At 58.3% G+C, this 18,298-nt stretch carries 16 protein-coding genes; 3 read left to right on the forward strand and 13 right to left on the reverse strand.

All coding sequences use genetic code 11. From position 1 onward, the window contains the following. Nucleotides 1-11 precede the first annotated feature (11 nt). The 12 genes from G8770_RS05025 to G8770_RS05080 all read right to left on the reverse strand — a co-directional run bounded on the left by G8770_RS05025 (nucleotide 12) and on the right by G8770_RS05080 (nucleotide 11,984). Nucleotides 12-2,600, reverse strand: a complete 2,589-nt coding sequence (locus G8770_RS05025) for an MMPL family transporter (RefSeq protein ID WP_167182649.1) — start codon at nucleotides 2,598-2,600, stop codon at nucleotides 12-14. Next, nucleotides 2,600-3,289, reverse strand: a complete 690-nt coding sequence (locus G8770_RS05030; protein WP_167182652.1) for an outer membrane lipoprotein carrier protein LolA — start codon at nucleotides 3,287-3,289, stop codon at nucleotides 2,600-2,602. Before G8770_RS05030 ends, G8770_RS05025 begins: the two co-directional genes overlap by 1 nt. Next, complete coding sequence (locus tag G8770_RS05035; RefSeq protein WP_167182655.1) at nucleotides 3,286-3,747, reverse strand: acyl-CoA thioesterase; 462 nt, start codon at nucleotides 3,745-3,747, stop codon at nucleotides 3,286-3,288. The genes G8770_RS05030 and G8770_RS05035 overlap by 4 nt, the downstream gene beginning before the upstream one ends. 2 nt (nucleotides 3,748-3,749) lie before the next feature. Beyond that, complete coding sequence (locus G8770_RS05040) at nucleotides 3,750-5,285, reverse strand: HAL/PAL/TAL family ammonia-lyase (protein ID WP_167182658.1); 1,536 nt, start codon at nucleotides 5,283-5,285, stop codon at nucleotides 3,750-3,752. 13 nt (nucleotides 5,286-5,298) lie between these two features. Then, nucleotides 5,299-6,240: an LpxL/LpxP family acyltransferase gene (locus G8770_RS05045; RefSeq protein ID WP_167182661.1), complete on the reverse strand. Its 942-nt coding sequence runs from the start codon at nucleotides 6,238-6,240 to the stop codon at nucleotides 5,299-5,301. A gap of 11 nt (nucleotides 6,241-6,251) precedes the next feature. Further along, nucleotides 6,252-7,088 carry a glycosyltransferase family 2 protein gene (locus G8770_RS05050; RefSeq protein ID WP_167182663.1) on the reverse strand — a complete coding sequence of 279 codons (837 nt, stop codon included), beginning with the start codon at nucleotides 7,086-7,088 and terminating at the stop codon, nucleotides 6,252-6,254. Continuing rightward, complete coding sequence (locus tag G8770_RS05055) at nucleotides 7,085-9,130, reverse strand: ApeI family dehydratase (protein WP_167182666.1); 2,046 nt, start codon at nucleotides 9,128-9,130, stop codon at nucleotides 7,085-7,087. Before G8770_RS05055 ends, G8770_RS05050 begins: the two co-directional genes overlap by 4 nt. Then, nucleotides 9,123-9,716 (reverse strand): COG4648 family protein, encoded by a 594-nt coding sequence (locus tag G8770_RS05060; protein ID WP_243760292.1) that lies wholly within the window; start codon nucleotides 9,714-9,716, stop codon nucleotides 9,123-9,125. The genes G8770_RS05055 and G8770_RS05060 overlap by 8 nt, the downstream gene beginning before the upstream one ends. Nucleotides 9,717-9,846: 130 nt before the next feature. After that, on the reverse strand, nucleotides 9,847-10,098 hold the full coding sequence (locus tag G8770_RS05065; protein ID WP_167182669.1) for an acyl carrier protein: 252 nt from the start codon (nucleotides 10,096-10,098) through the stop codon (nucleotides 9,847-9,849). A gap of 11 nt (nucleotides 10,099-10,109) precedes the next feature. Then, entirely contained in the window at nucleotides 10,110-10,370 is a 261-nt protein-coding gene (locus G8770_RS05070; protein ID WP_167182672.1) for a phosphopantetheine-binding protein, read from the reverse strand. Further along, nucleotides 10,330-11,133 carry a lysophospholipid acyltransferase family protein gene (locus tag G8770_RS05075; protein ID WP_243760299.1) on the reverse strand — a complete coding sequence of 268 codons (804 nt, stop codon included), beginning with the start codon at nucleotides 11,131-11,133 and terminating at the stop codon, nucleotides 10,330-10,332. The genes G8770_RS05070 and G8770_RS05075 overlap by 41 nt, the downstream gene beginning before the upstream one ends. Before the next feature lie 2 nt (nucleotides 11,134-11,135). Next, nucleotides 11,136-11,984, reverse strand: coding sequence for a beta-ketoacyl synthase chain length factor (locus G8770_RS05080; RefSeq protein WP_167182675.1), 849 nt, complete (start codon nucleotides 11,982-11,984; stop codon nucleotides 11,136-11,138). A 289-nt stretch (nucleotides 11,985-12,273) separates the two neighbouring features. On the opposite strand from G8770_RS05080, the gene G8770_RS05085 reads away from it, so the two are divergent. Both G8770_RS05085 and G8770_RS05090 read left to right on the forward strand, forming a co-directional pair. After that, nucleotides 12,274-12,708 carry an excinuclease ATPase subunit gene (locus G8770_RS05085; protein ID WP_208022064.1) on the forward strand — a complete coding sequence of 145 codons (435 nt, stop codon included), beginning with the start codon at nucleotides 12,274-12,276 and terminating at the stop codon, nucleotides 12,706-12,708. Nucleotides 12,709-12,827: 119 nt separating this feature from the next. Continuing rightward, nucleotides 12,828-13,646, forward strand: a complete 819-nt coding sequence (locus G8770_RS05090; RefSeq protein ID WP_167182679.1) for a 4'-phosphopantetheinyl transferase family protein — start codon at nucleotides 12,828-12,830, stop codon at nucleotides 13,644-13,646. A gap of 20 nt (nucleotides 13,647-13,666) precedes the next feature. Here G8770_RS05090 and uvrA read toward each other — a convergent pair whose 3' ends face one another. Then, a complete protein-coding gene (gene uvrA / locus G8770_RS05095) occupies nucleotides 13,667-16,492 on the reverse strand; it encodes an excinuclease ABC subunit UvrA (protein ID WP_167182682.1) in 2,826 nt (941 codons plus the stop codon). Nucleotides 16,493-17,151: 659 nt separating this feature from the next. Between uvrA and G8770_RS05100 the strand changes: the two genes are divergently transcribed. Beyond that, the gene (locus tag G8770_RS05100) at nucleotides 17,152-18,255 is read left to right on the forward strand and encodes a PEP-CTERM sorting domain-containing protein (protein ID WP_167182685.1); all 1,104 of its coding nucleotides are present in this window, start codon (nucleotides 17,152-17,154) and stop codon (nucleotides 18,253-18,255) included. Nucleotides 18,256-18,298: the final 43 nt, after the last annotated feature.

Here is an 18,298-nt window from a genome sequence, read left to right on the forward strand (position 1 = left end):
AAAAGGGGTCGCTAGGCGTCAGGTCGCAACGCGAGATTGTTGTGAGATGCGGGTTTTGGAGCCGCGAAGGCGGGGGCTAAAAACCAGACGCAAATGATGCCGATCAGTACCGTCTGTCCAAAAAAGTGCAACACCGGCGTGGCGCTTAAGGTTAATAAACCGAATGCCAGCAAGGTGGTTAAGGACGAGAGGGTCACCGCCAGCCAGGTGTGCGCGCTGTTGCGGCTGTCGTACAAAAAGATGCTGGCGTCGAGGCCGATGCCCAGCACCAACAGCAGGGCCAGGCCGTGAAAGATGGTGACCGGAACATGGCATAGCTGCAGTGCGCTGAGGGTAATCAGGCTGGCCAGTGCCGGGGCGGCGATGATGCGCCAGACCTGGGTGCGATAGCGCAACGCCAGCACCAGTGTGACAGCTGCGTAGGCCAATAACAGCCACTGACTCAAGTGCTGGCGATAATTTTTCAACACTTCAGAAATGCTACCGACGCGGTCGATGAAGCTGACGCCCTCAGTGCTGTTTGCCAGTGCTTGCAAGTGGGTGATGGCATGGCTGCCCTGTATGCCGGATACGGTAATCAGGGAGTAAAAGTGCCCCTGATGGGGCCCCAGCCACAGATGCCGGGCGAGTTCACTGACCGGTTGCAGTTGCCAGCTGTTGAGGGACAGTTCCGTAGCGCCAGGTGGGTGTTCGGTGTGAGCACGTGACTGATTAAAAAGAGCCCGGGCCCGATCAGCAACCGGTTGCAGTTGTCCCTTGCTGGCCCACTGGGTGAGCAAGCCGTCCTCGGCGAAAACCTGAGTTTGATACAGGCTGTGGCTTAACTGCTGTTTTTCGTTGGAGGGAACAAATTGTGCGGTGGATTGATAGCCGCTGATCCAGTGTTGCTGTCGCCCCTGATCCAGTTGCCGGGTAAATTGCTCTTCGGCTTGCAGCAGCGCCTGTTCGCTGTCGGCCTGCAGAATAAAATAATGACTGGGGTCAGGGCCGGCCAACAGGGCTTGTACGGTCGCGTCTTGCTGCAACAGTTCCGCTGGCGAGGTCTGCAGTAAGCGCAGGTCGTCATTGCCTTCAATGCGGCTGACGATGGCGATCAACAGGGCCAACACACACAGCAGAAAAACCTGGCTGCGGCGGCTGTGGCAGGTGGGCCAAACCCTGCGCCAGCGAACCAATTGGCGCAGCAACATCGGTTGGAGACCTTGCGATGGCTGCTGAGATGTTTGAGGGGCAACTTTTTGAGCCGTTGTCAGGAGTGTTGTCTGAGACACTGCCGGCTGCCAGGCCGACAGCAGCGGTAGCCAGCACACCACGGTCATCCACGCCCCCACTAACCCCAGCACTGAAAATACCGCCATTTGTTGCAGGCCGGGAAAGGGCGCGGCGGCCTGGGCGGCGTAAGCGAGAACGCTGGAGAGCAGTCCCAGGCTGAGCCCTGGAAGAATTCGGCGCAGGGGTGACGCGTTACCACAAGCTCTGGTCGGCGTCGAAGCCATTGCCCTGTTGGGGGGTTCCCGCTCTTCCCGGGCACACAAATAATGCAGGGAGTAATCGATGGCCACCCCGATCAAGCTGGCACCGAAGGCCAGAGTGATCAGATGCAGTCGCTCGAACAGCAACATACTCAGGGACAAGGCCACCACGCAGCCGACGATGAGGGGCAAAAATGCCAGCAGCACGCGGGACCAGCGACGGAAGCAGGTAAACAGCAGCAGCAGGATGCCCACGGCCGAGCCGACCCCAATGGTCGAAATTTCGCGTTTGGCTTGCTGGGCTCCAAAGGCCGCGTGAATGATCAGGCCGCTGGTGGCCAGTTGGGTATTGCCCGGCAAGCGTTGCCGGGCATGGTTGAGGGTGGACATGACCGCCTGTTGGTAGGGCATGTCATAGGCGTTGCCGGACAGGGTGGCGGTCACCAGCCGGTAAGTCAGACCCTGGTGTTGTAGCGTGAGCCAGTCGTCCTGCAGGCGGAACGGGGTGCGCGGCAAAACTTCGGTCTGCCACTGCATAAACAACTGCAACGGATCTTCCGTGAGGGTAGGGCCGATTGCGGCGGCCAGCGGGCTGAACAGCTTGGCCAGACTTTCATCCACCAGACCGGTGTCGAACTTTTGCAACCTATCCAAGCTGTGTTGAGTCAGCAGTCGGTAACGCCAGGGTTTATAGAACGCCTGCCACTGATGATGACTGTCTTGGCTGACGGCGCCCTGGACATTGGCAAAGTGCTGGCTGCTGGTCAGGGTTTTGGCAAAGGTCTCCGCCGCGCTGCGACTCAGGGACGGGTCTTCAGCGGCAATTAAAAACACCAGCCGGTCATCCGCAGCATCCATCAAACGCTGTTGCGCCAGAGCCTCGGCATCGCTGCGGTGGGTGTCGGGCAACAGGGCCATAATGCTGCTGTCGAAGGTCTGCCCCTGATGCAGTTCGAGCGCGATGATCACCCCGCAGATCGCCACCACCACAGACCACAGGGAAAAACGCCAGACATCCGCGTTGCTGCTTGGAGGGTGGCCGTGATGATTTACGACGTGCCGGTCCCTGTGTGCGGGGTCGGAGCTGGCGTCAGCATCGCGGTTTGAATGGGGGGGAGAGACAGGCATTATTGGAAATCGATTTCGGTGCGATCGTTGTTGGGTTCAAACAGCGTCATGTGGCGCAGCTGATGGTCGCCGGACAGCAGGATGTGGCTCATCGCCTGTTGCAGAGACACTTGCGTCGGCGTCAACTTCAGTGACCAGGAGTTGGGGGTAATTGGGGAATTGTCGGCGGTGCCACTGGCCGACGGAGCGGCTGGTGGCAGCACTTCAATTCGGAAAAACTCTTGTAGCGTGTGCCAGTCACTGGTGAAGATGGCGGCCATAATTTGCCCGATGGCGGCAATACCCGGTTGGTCAGCACGCGCCAGCCACACCTGCTGTCCATTCTGTTCCTGTTGGATGCCGGCGGCACTGAAGGTGAGTTTGCTGGGTAAAGGTTGTAGCACTTGCCACTCCAGGCCGGTGTCCTGTTGAAACGCATAGTGACCACGGGAAACCAGTGGCTGCGGGAGGATGCTCAGGTATTTCCTTTGCACAAACTGTCCCTGCTGCTCCTGCGGATGTTGGCCCAGTTGCAGGCTCTGGGTGATGGTTTGCAGTGTCTGCAACTGGGGCTGGCTCGAAGCTTGAGTCGGTGACGGAGATTGAGCGATGGCTGTCGATGCCGTACCGGCAAGCAGGCAAGCAGCCAGTAATGCGGTGCGCAGCATAAAAGCCTTCACCGCGTCAGCTTTCACAATGTCAGCCGTCATCGGGTCAGCCCCAACTTTTCCAGCAGGATAACGGGCGATTCCATCAACATTTCCCGCTGGTTCATGTCCACCGCCACCTGAATCGTGTGCCCGCGGGTGAGGCGTTTGCCGGAGACTTTGTCGCGGATTTCGTAACTGATTTTGAGGCGGTTTTCCCATTCTGTTATGCGCGCCCGGACGATCACTTTTTGATTAAAGGTGGTGGGCTGCGGATAGCGGATGTGCAGATCAACCACCGGCCAGGCATAGCCCGACGCTTTCATTTGCAGATAGTTGTAGTCGATCTGGTCCAGCAGTTCACAGCGTGCCAATTCAAAATATTTCACGTAGTGGCCATGCCAGGCCACTTCCATCATATCGACGTCGTGAAAGGGGATGGTGAGTTCGACTTCTGCTGTGTGCAGGTTCGTAGCTTTGTGCCGCTCTGAGGTTTTATCTGCATCAGTGGTGGTATGCATCGTTACTGCGCTCCGTAGAGAGGCCAGGTTTCAGTTTGTATGGCGGTGACAGTGTGGCGCAACTCAGCGTCCAAAGCACGGTCTTCCTCCAGGAACGGGCTGTAGCTTCGGACCTGGTCAATGATGTCCGCAATGGCCGGTGACAGAGTCTCTGCCGACAGCTCACGTTGGCGAATTCTCAATTCAACCCCCTGGCAGGAGGCCAGCAGGGCGGCACTGGCCACCTGCTCTGTCAATTGCAGCACCCGCAGGCAATCGCGGGCGGCAATGGTGCCCATGCTGACCTTGTCCTGATTGTGGCATTCGGTGGAGCGGGAAAACACGCTGGCGGGCATGGTTTGCTTGAGGGCTTCTGCGGTCCAGGCGGAGGTGCCAATCTGCACGGCTTTGAAGCCGTGATTGATGGCCTGGCGCTCACCTTGGGCGCCGGATAAATTGGCGGGCAGACCGTGGTTGAATTTGGTATCCATCATCTGTGCCATCTGCCGGTCCAGCAGGTCAGCCAGATTGGCCACGGTATTTTTCAGTGTGTCCATGGCGAGAGCAATGTGCCCGCCGTAAAAATGCCCACCATGCAGAACGTGTTCACCGCTGCCGTCGATGATGGGGTTGTCGTTGCTGCTGTTAAGTTCGTTCTCGATCAGCTGTCGCAACCAGGGCAGGGCATCCTCCTGCACACCGATCACATGAGGGGCGCAGCGTAACGAGTAGCGATCCTGCAAGCGCCGGGAGTTTCTGGGTGGCTCGCCCACATGCAGGTCTTGCCGCAACCAGGCGGCCACACGTTGCTGTCCCGGGTGCGGTTTGACACTGAACAGCAGCTCATCGAAATGATGAGCGTTGCCTTTGATCGCCAGGGAGCACATGGCGGTAATCCGTGTGGTTAATTTCGACAGGTACTGGGCGCGGGCGTAAGCCATGCAGGCCAGCCCCGTCATCACCGCGGTGCCATTCATGATGGCGAGGCCTTCTTTGGGGCGCAGGGTAATCGGGTCAATGCCGAGTTCCAGGAACACCTCGGCGGTGGGGCGAATGTCTCCCTGATAATAGACCTCACGCTCGCCACACAGGACCGCTGCAACGTAGGACAACGGGGTTAGGTCGCCGCTCGCTCCGACCGAGCCCTCTTCGGGAATCACGGGCATGATGTCGTGTTGCAAAAGCCGTTCGAACTGCAGCAGCAGTTGCGGGCTGACGCCGGAAAATCCCTGGCACAAGGACGACAGACGCGCGGCCAGCACCGCGCGCACCATGGTTGGGCTCAGCATGGCGCCCAGGCCACAGCCGTGAAAGGTGTACAGATGTTTGGGCAGGTCAGGTACCAGATGCGATGGGATTGTCACCGTACAGGAGTCCCCATAGCCGGTGGTGACGCCGTAGATTTCGCCGTCTTCTACCAGCAGTTTGTCAAGGAAATCACTGCCCTCGGCAATACGCTGCTGAAACTCAGCGGCTTGACTCAATTGCACGGGCTGCTGTTGCAGGGCTATGGCGACAATGTCTTCAATGGTTAACGGGGTGCTATCAAAGGTGATCATACTTGCAAAGGTCTTATAGAGGGGTTGAGGGCGACGTGGCGGGAGCCACCCAAAACGGGTAAAAGTTATTCCACTGTAACGGGTGCAGCAGCGTGTAATGGGCAAGTCGATCCGCAAATTTCTGTACCCAAAATGCCAATTCTTGCTCTCTGTTTTTGCGTGACAGACGGATACTGTCGGCAAAGGCTTCAAAGGAAATTTCGTAACCTTGTTCGCCGCGCACACAGAACATCAGGTACACCGGACAGCGCAACACCGAAGCCAGGATGTAAGGCCCCTGGGGGAAGAGGGCTGCGGCACCGAGAAAGTCGGCAGCACTTTGTCGGCCACCACTCACCGGCGTGCGATCGCCGGCAATGACGACCACTTCACCGTTGCGGAGTTTTTCCTGCAGCAGTATGGCCGTCGCGGGTGTTACCTCGGTCACCTGAATCAGGTTGAGATGGTTGTCGCCGTCCAGGTTGTTCATGAGGCGGTTAAAGTTTTCTGCGTGTTTGGTGTGCACCATCACGTTTAACTTGATGCGCTGGCTGGCGTCGGCCAGCGCGCGACACACTTCCAGATTGCCCAGGTGAGAGACGATCACCAGGGCGCCGTCCCCCTGATCCACCATGTTAAGAAAATCGTCGCGATTGCGAAACTGGACGTTGTGGTAATTGAACGCGCCGCACCAGGCGGCCAGCTTATCCAGCAGTCCGCGGCCAAAGTGCAGAAAATGACGGAAGCTTTGTTGCCGCAAAGAGGCGTTATTGGGAAGTGCGTTGAAAGCGCGAATACGGGTTAAATATTCTTGCGAAGCCTGGCGGGCAGTTTTTTTGGTCAGATAAAAGTACGCAATCACCGGGTACAGCAACAGGCCGAATGCCCAGCGGCCGAACCAGCGGTAGATGAAAAACATAAAGCGAATCCCGATCAGCGCTCCGGATTCCTGTATCTGTGACCAATGAGTTGCCATGAAGTAGAAAATTACCTTGAAGTGCGAGCAGTTGACGATGTTGGTTGAGCGATTTTTTTGCGCCCGGCCAGTCTCCGCTGGAGTCGTTGCGACACGATTCTGGGCGAGCGCAGCAGCATGCCAAAGAACAGTTTTGCGTGCATTTTGCTGATTAAATAATTGTCCCGCCACGGCGCAAAATGCGAAATGCCGTCCAGCGGGTAAGACACGGCCGTGGGCAGGTTAACCACCTGGCCGTGCCGCCACACCCAGCGCACCATGATTTCGGAATCAAAATCCATGCGGTTGCCGGTGGCTTCGGCATTCAACAGCGCGATGCTCTTGTGCAGCGGGTAGAGTCGATAGCCGCACATGGAATCTTTAATCGAAAACGACAGGCTGTTGATCCATATCCACACATGGGTCAGGTAGCGGGCGTAATAACGCAGTGCGGGTACGCTGTCATCGTAGATTGGGCAGCCACAAATGATCGCCTCGGGCTGCTGTTGTCCGGCACTCATGAAGCGTTCGACATCAGCGGGTCGGTGTTGTCCGTCGGCATCAATCTGTAAGGCGTGAGAAAACCCCCGCTGATATGCGTAGTGCAATCCAGCTTTGACCGCGGCCCCTTTGCCGCGGTTGACCGGCAGCTGCAGGAGATCCACGTTTGCGTGGCTGGCTGCCAGGGATTCCAGCGTCACCTGGCAAGAGGGTCGACTGCCATCATTGACCAGCAGCACCGGGTAGCCGAAGGGCAGAAGCTGCAGCAGAATCTTGCCCACCGCTTCTTCGTGGTTGTACACCGGGATGATGATGCAAGGCGTGAAGGCCGGCGCCGCCGTGGCGGCAACAGGGTTGTCGATGGTCATGTCGCCTCGCCCAGAACGATTCGGCCACTGGCGTGTTGGCCGGCGTCCGAATGGTAAACAAAGGCGATTTTTTGCTTGTCGGCCTGGTACGACAGATCCAGCGTGACGTCTTGTCCGGGGGTGACCACCTTTTGAAATTTGATCACTTCCATGCGCAAAAATACTCCCGAAGGGGAAAAGGCCTCGCGGGCGTAGTGTTCAGCCCAGTGAACCTGAACCACGCCGGGCAAAATGGGGGCGGCTGCGAAGTGGCCATCAAAGTACAGCAAATCGGCGGGTATCTGCAATTGCAGGCTGATGGCATCGGGCGCGGATGCATACTGTCCCAACACCCGAGGCAGCGTCGGGCGGTGTGCCATTGGCGGTTGGGTTGTCTTGGGCGGTGGTGTGTTTGGCATGGTTGCGGCGCTGTCAGGGGTCGGTTGGGGCCCGGCGGTTGGCTGGGCGGTTTCAGGGTGGTGGGGAGCCTGAAACAGCTCCAGCAGCGACTGGCGCAATAATTTTCCCTGTGAGTTGACGGGCAATTGACTCACATAGCGCCATTTTCTCGGCAAGAGCGGGCGCTCAAAGTACGGCAGCAAATGGGCTTTCAGCAGCGTGTTGAGTGCCCGTTTGCCGTCGCGGCGAAGCCGCGCTTGTCCCTGTTCCGACAGCGCAATGGCCGCCGCCAATTCGGTGCGTTGACGTTGCGCGGCGGCGGTGTGGTCGAGCAGCAGCAGACGGGCCAGGCTCACCAGCGGGCTGTGCAACAGTTGCTGTTCCATTTCATCCAGGGACAGGCGTTTACCTTCCAGTTTAACGATGCGGTCGGCGCGCCCCAGCAAGCTGAAGTGACCCTGTGCGTCAAAGCGTATGCGGTCGGAGGTGCTGTACCAGTGGTCATCTGGCAGGTGAGAAGAGCGTACCTCCAGACACTGGGTGTGTTCGTTTTGCCGCAGCTCAATACCGGGCAGAGGCTGCCATTGCGCTTCATGCCCAGGCGCTTCAAGTTGCTCAGGGGCTTCAAGTTGTTCAGGGGTTGCAGGTTGATCAGGTGGCCGGGGAACATCCTGTACCCGCCAGGCAATTCCTCCGGTTTCCGAGCTGCCAAAAACTTCACGCACCCCGGTATTGAAGTGAGTTCGGGTGTTGAGGCTGGCCTCCCGCGCCAGGGGCGCGCCGGAACTGAACACGGCACAGACGTTGGCGCAGGCCTGCGCGGCCAACTCATTCGGGATACGCGATAAATGCGTCGGGCTGGAGATCAGCAGTCGCGGCAGAGAGTCCAGATGGCGCTTGGCGAGCTCTTCCAGATAGCTGCAGGCGTGAGTGTCGGAGCACCAGCCGGCTGCCAGAGGCCAGAGCACCCGGTACAAGAGTCCGTAAATGTGCTGGTGACTGACCGTGCTGACGATCAGTGCGCCGCGGTTAAGCGCGCCGCCAGCTTGCCAGTGTTGGCCCCAGCGCTGGTGCAGGTGGCTAACCTCTGCGCCGAGCTGGTTGAGGGATTTCGGGATTGCCTGCGGTTCACCGGAGGAGCCTGAGGTAAAGATCTCCAACAGAGGCTGGCGGTGATTCAGGGGGCTGCTGGTCAGCAGGCTCAGTGACTCCTGGGGGGGCAGCGCGTGCCCAGCCTGACCGCCAGCGGTGGTGATGGGGGCTACCTTTAACGTCGGCACCGGATCGTCAGTGGCCTGTGGGTGACGATCACGGGAGCGAAAGTCCCCCGCAAATCCGTCCACCCGAGCGGCCAGTTGTTGCACAACCGCTGGCTGGTTGCTGCCGGGCAGGCACACGGTTTTGTTCAGCGACAGCAGGGCAAACAAACAGGCCGAGAATTCAGCGGCATTGGGGTGGTAGAGCGCCCAGCGCTGTTGGGCAAGAGGTTGCAAAGCGTGTCGCCAGCGCGATACCTGGGACAGCCAGTCCTGCCAGGTGATTACGGCCTTCGCCGGGGTCAGGTAAAGCGGTAAATTCAGGGGACGGTCGGCCTTGAAGATGTGTTCCAGTGGAACAAAGCCGGGTGCCCACGCCAATGTCGGGCTGGGGTTGGTGTCACTCATGGCGGGCCTCCCCCTGCGGGCTCTTGAGGATGGACTGTCGAACCAGCCATTCACCGGCAAACAAGGCGCCCATGGCGATGTAGGCGATCAGGCCGTTGTACAGTGCCCAGACTTCGGTGGAGCCAAACAGGGTCGTGAGCAGCGCGCACAACCCGTTGAGCAAAAAAAATACACACCACACCTGCGTTACCCGGCGGGTATAGCGGATGCCCTGATCGGACAGCTGGGGGTCTGAGATGCGGGCGAACCGTTCAATCATGGAGGGGGGGAATTTGAGGGACCAGAGGAACAGCAGCAGCAGGCTGGCATTGATCATCACCGGGTAGAATTTAAGCCCCACGGCGCTGTTGGTGGCCCAGGACCACAGTCCCAACAGGGCAATGGCCGGCAGCCACAGCCAGTGGTTCAGTGGTGATCGATCCAGGGTCAGCAGGCGGATGCCGGCCAGAGCCACAAGCAGAATGACTAAACTACGGGCGTCAAACGCTTGCAGGCCAAAATAGACGGCGAGTGGGTAAAGGAGGGTCATACAACCCAGGACAATGCGTATCAACATCTGCAGTGGCTTAAATGGTCCGCGGTGCATCAGGGACAGGGTCCCGGGAAGGCCTGCGCAATATCAGGCCCGTTTCAGTATTATGCGTTCGTTGTGTGCCGGTCAGTTGTGTGACCCAATTGTATTGCCAACCTGGTGTTGCCGGCTTCGCTTGCCGGGCTCAGCTTGAGGCCATCAGCTCCTCGACGGCCGCGATGATGTCACCGACACTGCGCACGTTTTTAAAGTCTTCGGGCTTGATTTTTTTACCGGTCAGCTTTTTCAGCTCAACCACCAGATCAACGGCGTCAATGCTGTCGATGTCCAGGTCTTCGTAAAGCTGGGCTTCGGTCGTGATCTGTGCCGCGTCCAGTTCAAACAGTTCGACCAGAATGTCTCTGACCTTGTTTTCAATCTCGATTGTTGAAACCATGTTTTCCACCCTTATGCGGTTGTGTAGCTGCTGACCAGCTGAGCCAGATTGTGAACACTGGAGAAGTGTTTTTTGGTCTCTTCGGCATCAGCGTCTACCTTGACGCCGTAGCGTTTTTGCAAGGCTAATCCCAGTTCCAGGGCATCAATCGAGTCCAGACCCAGCCCTTCCACAAACAAGGCTTCCTCACTGTCGATGTCCTCAACCGTGATATCTTCAAGATCCAATGTGTCAATGATGAGCTGCTTCAATTCCTGTTCTAGTGCCTTCATGGGTACCAAGTTCCTGGGTGAAATAATGTTCAAAATAACGGGTTAGTTGTCGAGCGGCCACGGTGGGTATTTGCTCTTGCTGAAGCTCATCCAGCGCCATCACGGGCTGGGGTTGCAGCGAAATATGGAAAGGTCTGTCGGGTATTTGATACCACTTTAACTCCTTGGTCAGTGTACTGGGTTCGCAGCGGATAATCACCGGTCTGACCTGGCAATCACAGCGCAGGGCAATGTTGGCGGCTCCCCGTTGCATTTTCAGGTCCTGCCCCTGGGTGGTGCGTGTTCCCTCGGGAAAGACAATGACGCTGTTGCCCCGCTGAAAGGAGTGTTTGGCCAGCTCGATCACGGCTTCGGAGCTGTCATTGGCGATATAGTTGGCGACACTGATGGGGCCGCGGGTAAAAGGGTTGCGCAGCAGGCTGCTTTTCACCACGCAATCGGCCTGTTTGATGAAGGCGATGAGGAACACGATGTCGATCAGTGTCGGGTGGTTGGCGATGATCAGCTGCCCGGGGCGATTGAGAGCCTCCTGCTGTGCAACGGTGTAGGTCAAAATGCCGAGACCGCGCATCATTTCCATAAAGCCACGAAAGGCATAATGGATCAGGGCTTTGGCCCGGCGCTCCTTGAGTTGGGCGCTGCCGGGCATCAGGTAAAAGGCCGGCAAGGCCAGCAGCGTCAGCACGACGCCCCCCAGGCCAAACATCAGAAAGCTGAAGCCGGTAGCCAGCACGCGCCAGTATTTAAACAGGGTGCACAGCATGGTCACGACTGCACTTGTGACCATTGCCAGGTATTGCGGGTCCCGGGCAACAGCAATTCGGAGGGGGGGTGAGCGGTTAACATCCAGCGCAACAGGCTAATCGCCTGGGGCTCGTTGATCGGCGGGGCTGCTCTTTCAGAGGGGCTCAGCGCCGGGGAGTCCGCCGCGGGTGGCAGCACTTGCAAATGATAGCGGCGTGAGTCGGTGGCGCCCTGGGTCAGCAAAAAAGCCACGGCGTAGGGGTAGTGCGGCAGTATAGGCTGATTGCTTTCCCGGGTGTGGGCATAGACCGCGGGCACCGGTTCGTCATAGATGACGCAGAGGACTTCATTGGTCGCCGGCTCGCGGCTCTCGTCATTGCCGGTGGGGAGCAGCCCTCTCTGTCTCAGTGACGCTTGTTCCTGCAAAATGGCCTGGGCTTCCATTAGGCCCGTGGAGACATCTTCTAGCCCGCAGGCCAGGGCCGTCACGTTACTGGGGTCTTTGCGAGTGATCGACAGCAGGCCGCCAATGGCGTTGTGTACAGACAGGCTGAAATGGGTTGGTGACAACTCTTGCTGGTGGGCCAGGTCGTTGAGCAGGCCCAGGGTGCGGGTTAAATCGCCGTGTCGACTGACCAGCACACAGGGGGTGTCGGCCCTGGAAGCCAGCAGGGGCATGGCGGTTGCCAGGGCCATCTTGCCCAGGGGGCTCAACCGACGTCTTAGCATGGCCGGAATCTCAGCCACTGACGGCTTTTCCTCGCCGCCGATGGCGCGCTGTCCCGCCGCCCACTGTTGCCAGTGTTCCGGGGTGTTGAGGCCGGGCGCCCAAGCAGACCATGCTGTTACAGATATTGTCAGGGAACTCATGGCGCCTCGTTATTAACCCGGTATTACCGCTGCAGTGGCAATTGTGCGTAGTTCTTGGGGAAGTTGGTTCAAAAAAGGCATGTATTTTAACGTTTCGTGAAGGCGAGGCAAGCGCGGAGTGGTAATCTGTCGGAGGTGAGATTTTTTTGCCCTTACTGGTTTAAACTGCAGGAGGTTTAAACTGCGGCTGGTTAACACGGGCTGCAACCGGCCGGGGCCCGCAGGTATTGACTGGTCGGCCTGAGCGGCCAAAACTCTTAACTCAATAAAACAATCAAAGGACACGGACATGTTGTTACGACTGATGGTAGTGGCTCTCTCTCTGACGGTGTTTTCTGAGGCGTCGATGGCGAGAGACGATAAGCTGTTTTTCTCTTTGGAAAGTGCGATGAACTCGGATTTGGCCAAAATGAAGCTGGATCAAGAGGTGACGTTCTCGTTTGGCGAGCAGGCGCCAGCCTTCACCGACAAGAAAGGGACCTTTGTTTCCAATAAAAAGACCAATGCGTTCAACAAATCGGACCAGGCCGCCTGTGAGCGGGCTTTTATCTCGGCCATGCTGTCATTGCGCGACCGCGCTTTGAAAGAAGGTGGCAATGCGGTGGTCAATATTCACAGCTTTTACAATCAAGACGCGTATTTCAGCGATACCGATTATGAATGTCACGCCGGTGCAGTGATGGCCGGGGTGGCTCTGAAAGGTACTGTGGTGACCGTGAAGTGAGTTGCAGGTGGCGGTTTATGGGGGGCTGGCTGGCGGGCCTGAGCCCTGGCGATGAACGGAACACTGCCTGTGCCCCCGGGTCCCGGTGTTTGCTGTAACCCGGCCGCCAGAGGTTAGTTTTGCTCAAGACTGAGTCTTCCCCGCCGCTGGCATTGCTGCTTTGGCATACCCCCTCGCTGTCGCCTTCGACGGCAGCGAGGTTATTGCCCGTGCTCAGTGCGGCTGAGCAGCAACGCTACGGCCGCATCCGTGCGCCGCGTCGCCAGCGGGAGTATCTGGCGGGCCATTTTCTGGTGCGAGAAGCGCTTACCTGTCTGTTGCCGGGTTGGCGGGCCAGCCATCGTCTTGAGCTTGATGGACAGCAGCTGCGCGTACACGGACCGCAGGCGTCGGCAGTGGATGTGAACCTGTCTCACAGTGGAGACTGGGTCGCCTGCCTCGCCGGAGTGAATACCCGGGTCGGGGTAGATGTTGAAATGCCCCGGCGGCCGCGCAATTGTCTGGAGCTGGCGTCAGAATTCTTCGCCGAGGGTGAATTTCAGCAGTTGCAAGCCTTGCCCGCCGAGCAGCGAGCGTCGGCGTTTTACCGGCTGTGGACGTTAAAAGAGAGTCACCTCAAGGCCCGCCGCTCGGGCATTTCTGCCGTCGAGCTGGCGCGGGAGTTTGTGCCGCTTGACGGTGAGCCCGGGTTTAAACCGCCGTTCAAAAAACCGGGTTTGTTGCAGGGAGTAACCGACTGGTTCAGTTACAGCTTCAGTGTGGCTTCGGCGGGCAGGGCGCAGGCGTCAGGGTGCGCGGCCACCCTGTTTGGCGCGATCACCCTGTCCGCGCCACTGTCGGTACCGCTGGCGGTGCAGGAATATACCCTGAGAGACGCTGGACAATCACCGCGCTCCCCGCTGACCTCCATTGCTCCCCGGGCATTCAGGGCGCGGTAATCCATGACGTCCTCAAGCGATTATTTTTTCAGCAGCGGCTTCAAAAAGTGCCCGGTGTGGGACTGCTTGTTTTTGGCTACGGTTTCCGGGGTGCCGGTGGCAATGATCTGGCCGCCGCCACTGCCCCCTTCCGGTCCCAGATCGATCAGCCAGTCGGCGGTTTTAATCACATCCAGGTTATGCTCGATGACCACCACCGTGTTGCCGTGGTCGCGCAGGCGGTGGAGTACGTTCAGCAGTTGCTGGATGTCGTGGAAGTGCAGGCCGGTGGTGGGCTCGTCCAGAATGTACAGGGTCTGGCCGGTATCCCGCTTGGACAGCTCTTTGGCCAGTTTGACCCGTTGGGCTTCCCCGCCCGACAGGGTGGTGGCAGCCTGGCCGAGACGAATGTAGGACAGGCCGACGTCAATCAGGGTCTGCAATTTCTTGGCGATCGACGGAATGGCATCAAAGAATTCACGCGCGTCTTCAACCGTCAGGTCGAGCGCTTCGTGAATGTTCTTGCCTTTGTATTGGATTTCCAGCGTTTCACGGTTGTAGCGTTTGCCCTTGCACACGTCGCAGGGTACGTAGACGTCTGGCAGGAAGTGCATTTCGACCTTGACCACACCGTCGCCCTGGCAAGCTTCGCAGCGACCGCCTTTGACGTTAAAGCTGAAACGGCCGGGTTTGTAACCGCGGGAACGGGCTTCCTGGGTGCCGGCAAACAGCTCCCGCACCGGGGTGAAAATGCCCGTGTAGGTAGCCGGGTTGGAGCGTGGTGTTCGTCCAATGGGGCTCTGGTCGATGTCCACGCACTTGTCGAACAGATCCATGTTGTGGATGGCTGTGTGGGGCGCAGCGGTGAGGGTGGTCGCGCCATTCAGTGCCGTGGCCGCCAGCGGGTAGAGCGTGGCGTTGATCAGGGTGGATTTGCCGGAGCCGGAAACGCCCGTGACGCAGGTCATCAGGCCGGCTGGAATCTTCAGCGTGACATCTTGCAGATTGTTGCCGGTGGCCCCTTCAAGGATCAACTCCTTGCCCTCGGGGTAGGGTGTTCGCGTCGGGGGCACGGCAATTTTAACCTTGCCGGACAGGTATTTTCCGGTGAGGGAATTCGGGTTGCTGGTGATTTGCTTGAGTGTGCCCTGGGCAATCACTTCGCCGCCGTGGACGCCGGCTCCGGGGCCAATGTCCACAATGTGATCGGCCTGACGGATGGCATCTTCGTCGTGTTCGACGACGATGACGGTGTTGCCGATGTCGCGCAGGTGCACCAGAGTTTTCAGCAGGCGGTCGTTGTCCCGCTGGTGCAGGCCAATGGAGGGCTCGTCCAGAATGTACATCACGCCCACCAGCCCGGCACCGATCTGGCTGGCCAGGCGGATGCGCTGGGCCTCGCCCCCGGAGAGGGTCTCGGCGCTGCGGCTCAGGGTCAGGTAATTCAGCCCCACGTCCACCAGAAAGCGGAAGCGGTCGCGCAATTCCTTGAGGATCTTCTCGGCAATCTGACCGCGTGCACCAGGCAAGGCCAGGGTGTTGAAGTAGTCGTAGGCTTCCCCAACCGGCAGCTCCGTCAGCTGGGGCAGGGTCCGCTCGTCGATGAACACGTTACGGGCATCGCGGCGCAGTCGGGTGCCCTCACATTCGGGACAATTCTGGCTGGAGACGTATTTGGACAGCTCATCGCGCACGCTCTGGGATTCGGTCTCCTTGTAGCGGCGGCTCATGTTGTTAATCACCCCTTCAAAGGTGTGATTGCGCTGGTACAAATCCCCCTTGTCGTTGGTGTAGCTGAAATTGATCACGTCCTTGCCGGAGCCAAACAGGATCGCGTTCTGGTGTTTTTTGCTCAATTTCTGCCAGGGGGTATCAATGGAGAAGCCATAGTGCTCCGACAGTGAATTGAGCAGGTGGAAATAGTAAAAGTTGCGTCGGTCCCAGCCGCGAATCGCCCCTTCCGCCAGGGACGCTTCGGGGAATTGAATCACTTTGCTGATGTCGAAAAACTGGCTGACGCCCAGGCCATCACAGCTGGGGCAGGCTCCGGCGGGGTTGTTGAAGGAAAACAGGCGCGGTTCCAGTTCGGTCAGTGAATAGTCGCACACCGGGCAGGCGTGTTTGGCCGAAAAGGTGCGGTCAGCTTCCTCGCCATCCATAAAACTGATGGCCGCGGTGCCATCGGTCAGCCGCAGGGCGGTTTCAAAGGATTCGGCCAGCCGAACCTGCAGGTCATCGCGCACCTTGAAGCGGTCTACAACCACCTCAATGGTGTGTTTTTTCTTCTTGTCGAGATCCGGAGTGTCGTCCAGATCGACCACCACACCGTCTATGCGGGCGCGGATAAAACCGTCGCGGCGCAGCTGGTCAAACACGTGCAAGTGCTCGCCTTTGCGATCCCTCACCACCGGCGCCAGCAGCATGATTTTGGTGCCTTCCGGCAGGGATAACACATGGTCAACCATTTCGCTGACGGTCTGGGCGCTTAACGGCTCGCCATGGATCGGGCAGCGGGGTTCACCGACCCGGGCAAACAGCAGCCGCAGGTAATCGTAGATCTCGGTAATGGTACCGACGGTGGAACGCGGGTTGTGGGATGTGGACTTCTGCTCAATGGAAATGGCCGGGCTCAGGCCCTCGACGTGATCCACATCGGGTTTTTCCATCATCGACAGAAACTGGCGTGCGTAGGTCGACAGCGACTCGACGTAGCGACGCTGGCCCTCCGCGTAGAGGGTGTCGAACGCCAGCGAGGATTTGCCCGAGCCAGACAATCCGGTGATGACAATCAATTTGTCCCGGGGCAGGTCTATATCCAGGTTCTTCAGGTTGTGAGTGCGCGCACCGCGAACGTAAATCGTATCCACAGAAAGTCCAGTCCAGAATCAGGGTTTAAAACGACAAACGAGCAAGTATACGCGCTTTTGACGGTATTGGACCATGTGTCTTTGGCGTTGGATCATGTTTGGGCGGTGGGGGATGTTGCATGGGGCCCCGCGCCAGGCAGGTGTTGGCGGCGTCAGGTGTCAGCAAAGTGTAAAGAAAATCGACATTAATCGCGTCAGCCCTGCGCTGGCAAGATGACCCTGTGACGGGCGGGAGAGCGGCTGTGGTTTACGGCGCGCTGGGTGGGGCGCTTAAGAAGCAAAGGTTATTTGTGAGGTAGTTAGTACTTGCTAGCGCTATAAAAAGGGACATGGCGTTGAGGTTGCTGCCATTTAGAGGGACGTCCTGTGTGACATCCGCCCCGTGGGGTGCTGCTGTCGAAGTGTCAAAGTGCTTTACAGTGGGGTGCTGATGACGGACGAGGTGTTTTCCAGGTCCTTGATCGGTAATGACTTTTTGTGCTTGGCACCTTCCTTGCTGCAAGCACAGGTGTGATGCAGTCCAGGGCAAATGGATCGCTGAGTAGGGTGAAATGGATGGCTGAGCAGGCTGAAGGGACGGCATAAAGGATGACAAGGGTAAAAAGAATGGAAGGGATGACAAATTGAAACAATCGTGACTTACACAAAGGGTAATTATCATGATAAAGACAATAAAAAACCATTGGAGGAAAGCGCTGAAAACGTCGGTCGGCACCGCGTCAGCGCTTGCCCTGAGTTCCATGGCCTGGGCGGCACCGGAATTCTTCCTGCCGGGCGCGGGAGATGACATCGGCGGTTTGACGGTGCAAACCTGTACGGCGACGGATGCCGGTGGCGCTCCCCGCGATGCGCTCTGCGTGGACGGTACCAACCCCGATGGTGATGCCGGGATCGTTATCGCTTTCGCCTACGAAGGCTACTATTCCTATTCCATGAAATTCCTGAAAGCGATTCAGGACGCCGGCTACCTCGATGCCAATGTGTGGGGTGATTATGATCAGTCCACCGGCACCGGCGGGCTGGATGTCCTGCTGTATACCCGTTCTGCGGGTCAAAACAACCAGGATGTGGGGCCTACGGGCGACCAGAATTACGACTTTGAAGACCCGGTTGTTAACCCCAATGTTGAGGCGGTTGAAGGCTATTGGGGACAGAACGATGCCGACAACGACGGCACCAAGGACGACCTCGTGCCGGAAAACGGCAGCGAAGTGACGCTGCAGGCGGTGCAGGATTATCTGCACGCGTTTGATCCGGACAACGAAACCCCGGTGTTCTTCTTCGACCAAAACCAAACTGGTACCGAGCCATCGCTGGAGTTGAGTTTCGTGGTGAGAATCATTGACCCCACTACGGGCACTATTCTGGCAGAGTTTCCCCTCGACGCCCTCAACAATGGCACCTGGGATCAAACTGAACGTGCGCTGGCCTTCGGTGAGGCCACTTTCACTGGGGAAACCCTGGGCGAGATCACTGTCGATCACAACCTCGGTTCCGGTAAGGTGGATTTTGCCGCGGTCAACGCCGACATCATTCTGCAGGAGTTGATTGATGCCTACGGCGCGGACGCCTGGTTCGTCACGGGGCTGGATATGGCGGGTCTGAACGACGGTGGTGAAGAGCTGTTCCTGTCCGGTCGTGTGGCACTCATACCTCCCCCTCCCCCCGGTGTGCCTGAGCCCATCAGTCTGCTTACCTTTGCCACCGGTCTGCTGGCCATGGCCTTTCTCGGGCGGCGCCGCAAAGGGGTGATCAAGGCTTGAGGTTTACCCCTAAGGCTTTTACCAAATGACGGCTCCCTTCCAG

Origin of the sequence: Pseudomaricurvus hydrocarbonicus (assembly GCF_011602365.1) — a bacterium.
Lineage (GTDB): Bacteria > Pseudomonadota > Gammaproteobacteria > Pseudomonadales > Cellvibrionaceae > Pseudomaricurvus > Pseudomaricurvus hydrocarbonicus.

Bases quoted from the DNA above. Each gene is read 5' to 3' on its own strand.
- G8770_RS05025 (WP_167182649.1), bottom strand. From the start codon at position 2,600: ATGCCTGTCTCTCCCCCCCATTCAAACCGCGATGCTGACGCCAGCTCC.
- G8770_RS05030 (WP_167182652.1), bottom strand. From the start codon at position 3,289: ATGACGGCTGACATTGTGAAAGCTGACGCGGTGAAGGCTTTTATGCTG.
- G8770_RS05035 (WP_167182655.1), bottom strand. From the start codon at position 3,747: ATGCATACCACCACTGATGCAGATAAAACCTCAGAGCGGCACAAAGCT.
- G8770_RS05040 (WP_167182658.1), bottom strand. From the start codon at position 5,285: ATGATCACCTTTGATAGCACCCCGTTAACCATTGAAGACATTGTCGCC.
- G8770_RS05045 (WP_167182661.1), bottom strand. From the start codon at position 6,240: ATGGCAACTCATTGGTCACAGATACAGGAATCCGGAGCGCTGATCGGG.
- G8770_RS05050 (WP_167182663.1), bottom strand. From the start codon at position 7,088: ATGACCATCGACAACCCTGTTGCCGCCACGGCGGCGCCGGCCTTCACG.
- G8770_RS05055 (WP_167182666.1), bottom strand. From the start codon at position 9,130: ATGAGTGACACCAACCCCAGCCCGACATTGGCGTGGGCACCCGGCTTT.
- G8770_RS05060 (WP_243760292.1), bottom strand. From the start codon at position 9,716: ATGCACCGCGGACCATTTAAGCCACTGCAGATGTTGATACGCATTGTC.
- G8770_RS05065 (WP_167182669.1), bottom strand. From the start codon at position 10,098: ATGGTTTCAACAATCGAGATTGAAAACAAGGTCAGAGACATTCTGGTC.
- G8770_RS05070 (WP_167182672.1), bottom strand. From the start codon at position 10,370: ATGAAGGCACTAGAACAGGAATTGAAGCAGCTCATCATTGACACATTG.
- G8770_RS05075 (WP_243760299.1), bottom strand. From the start codon at position 11,133: ATGCTGTGCACCCTGTTTAAATACTGGCGCGTGCTGGCTACCGGCTTC.
- G8770_RS05080 (WP_167182675.1), bottom strand. From the start codon at position 11,984: ATGAGTTCCCTGACAATATCTGTAACAGCATGGTCTGCTTGGGCGCCC.
- G8770_RS05085 (WP_208022064.1), top strand. From the start codon at position 12,274: ATGTTGTTACGACTGATGGTAGTGGCTCTCTCTCTGACGGTGTTTTCT.
- G8770_RS05100 (WP_167182685.1), top strand. From the start codon at position 17,152: ATGATAAAGACAATAAAAAACCATTGGAGGAAAGCGCTGAAAACGTCG.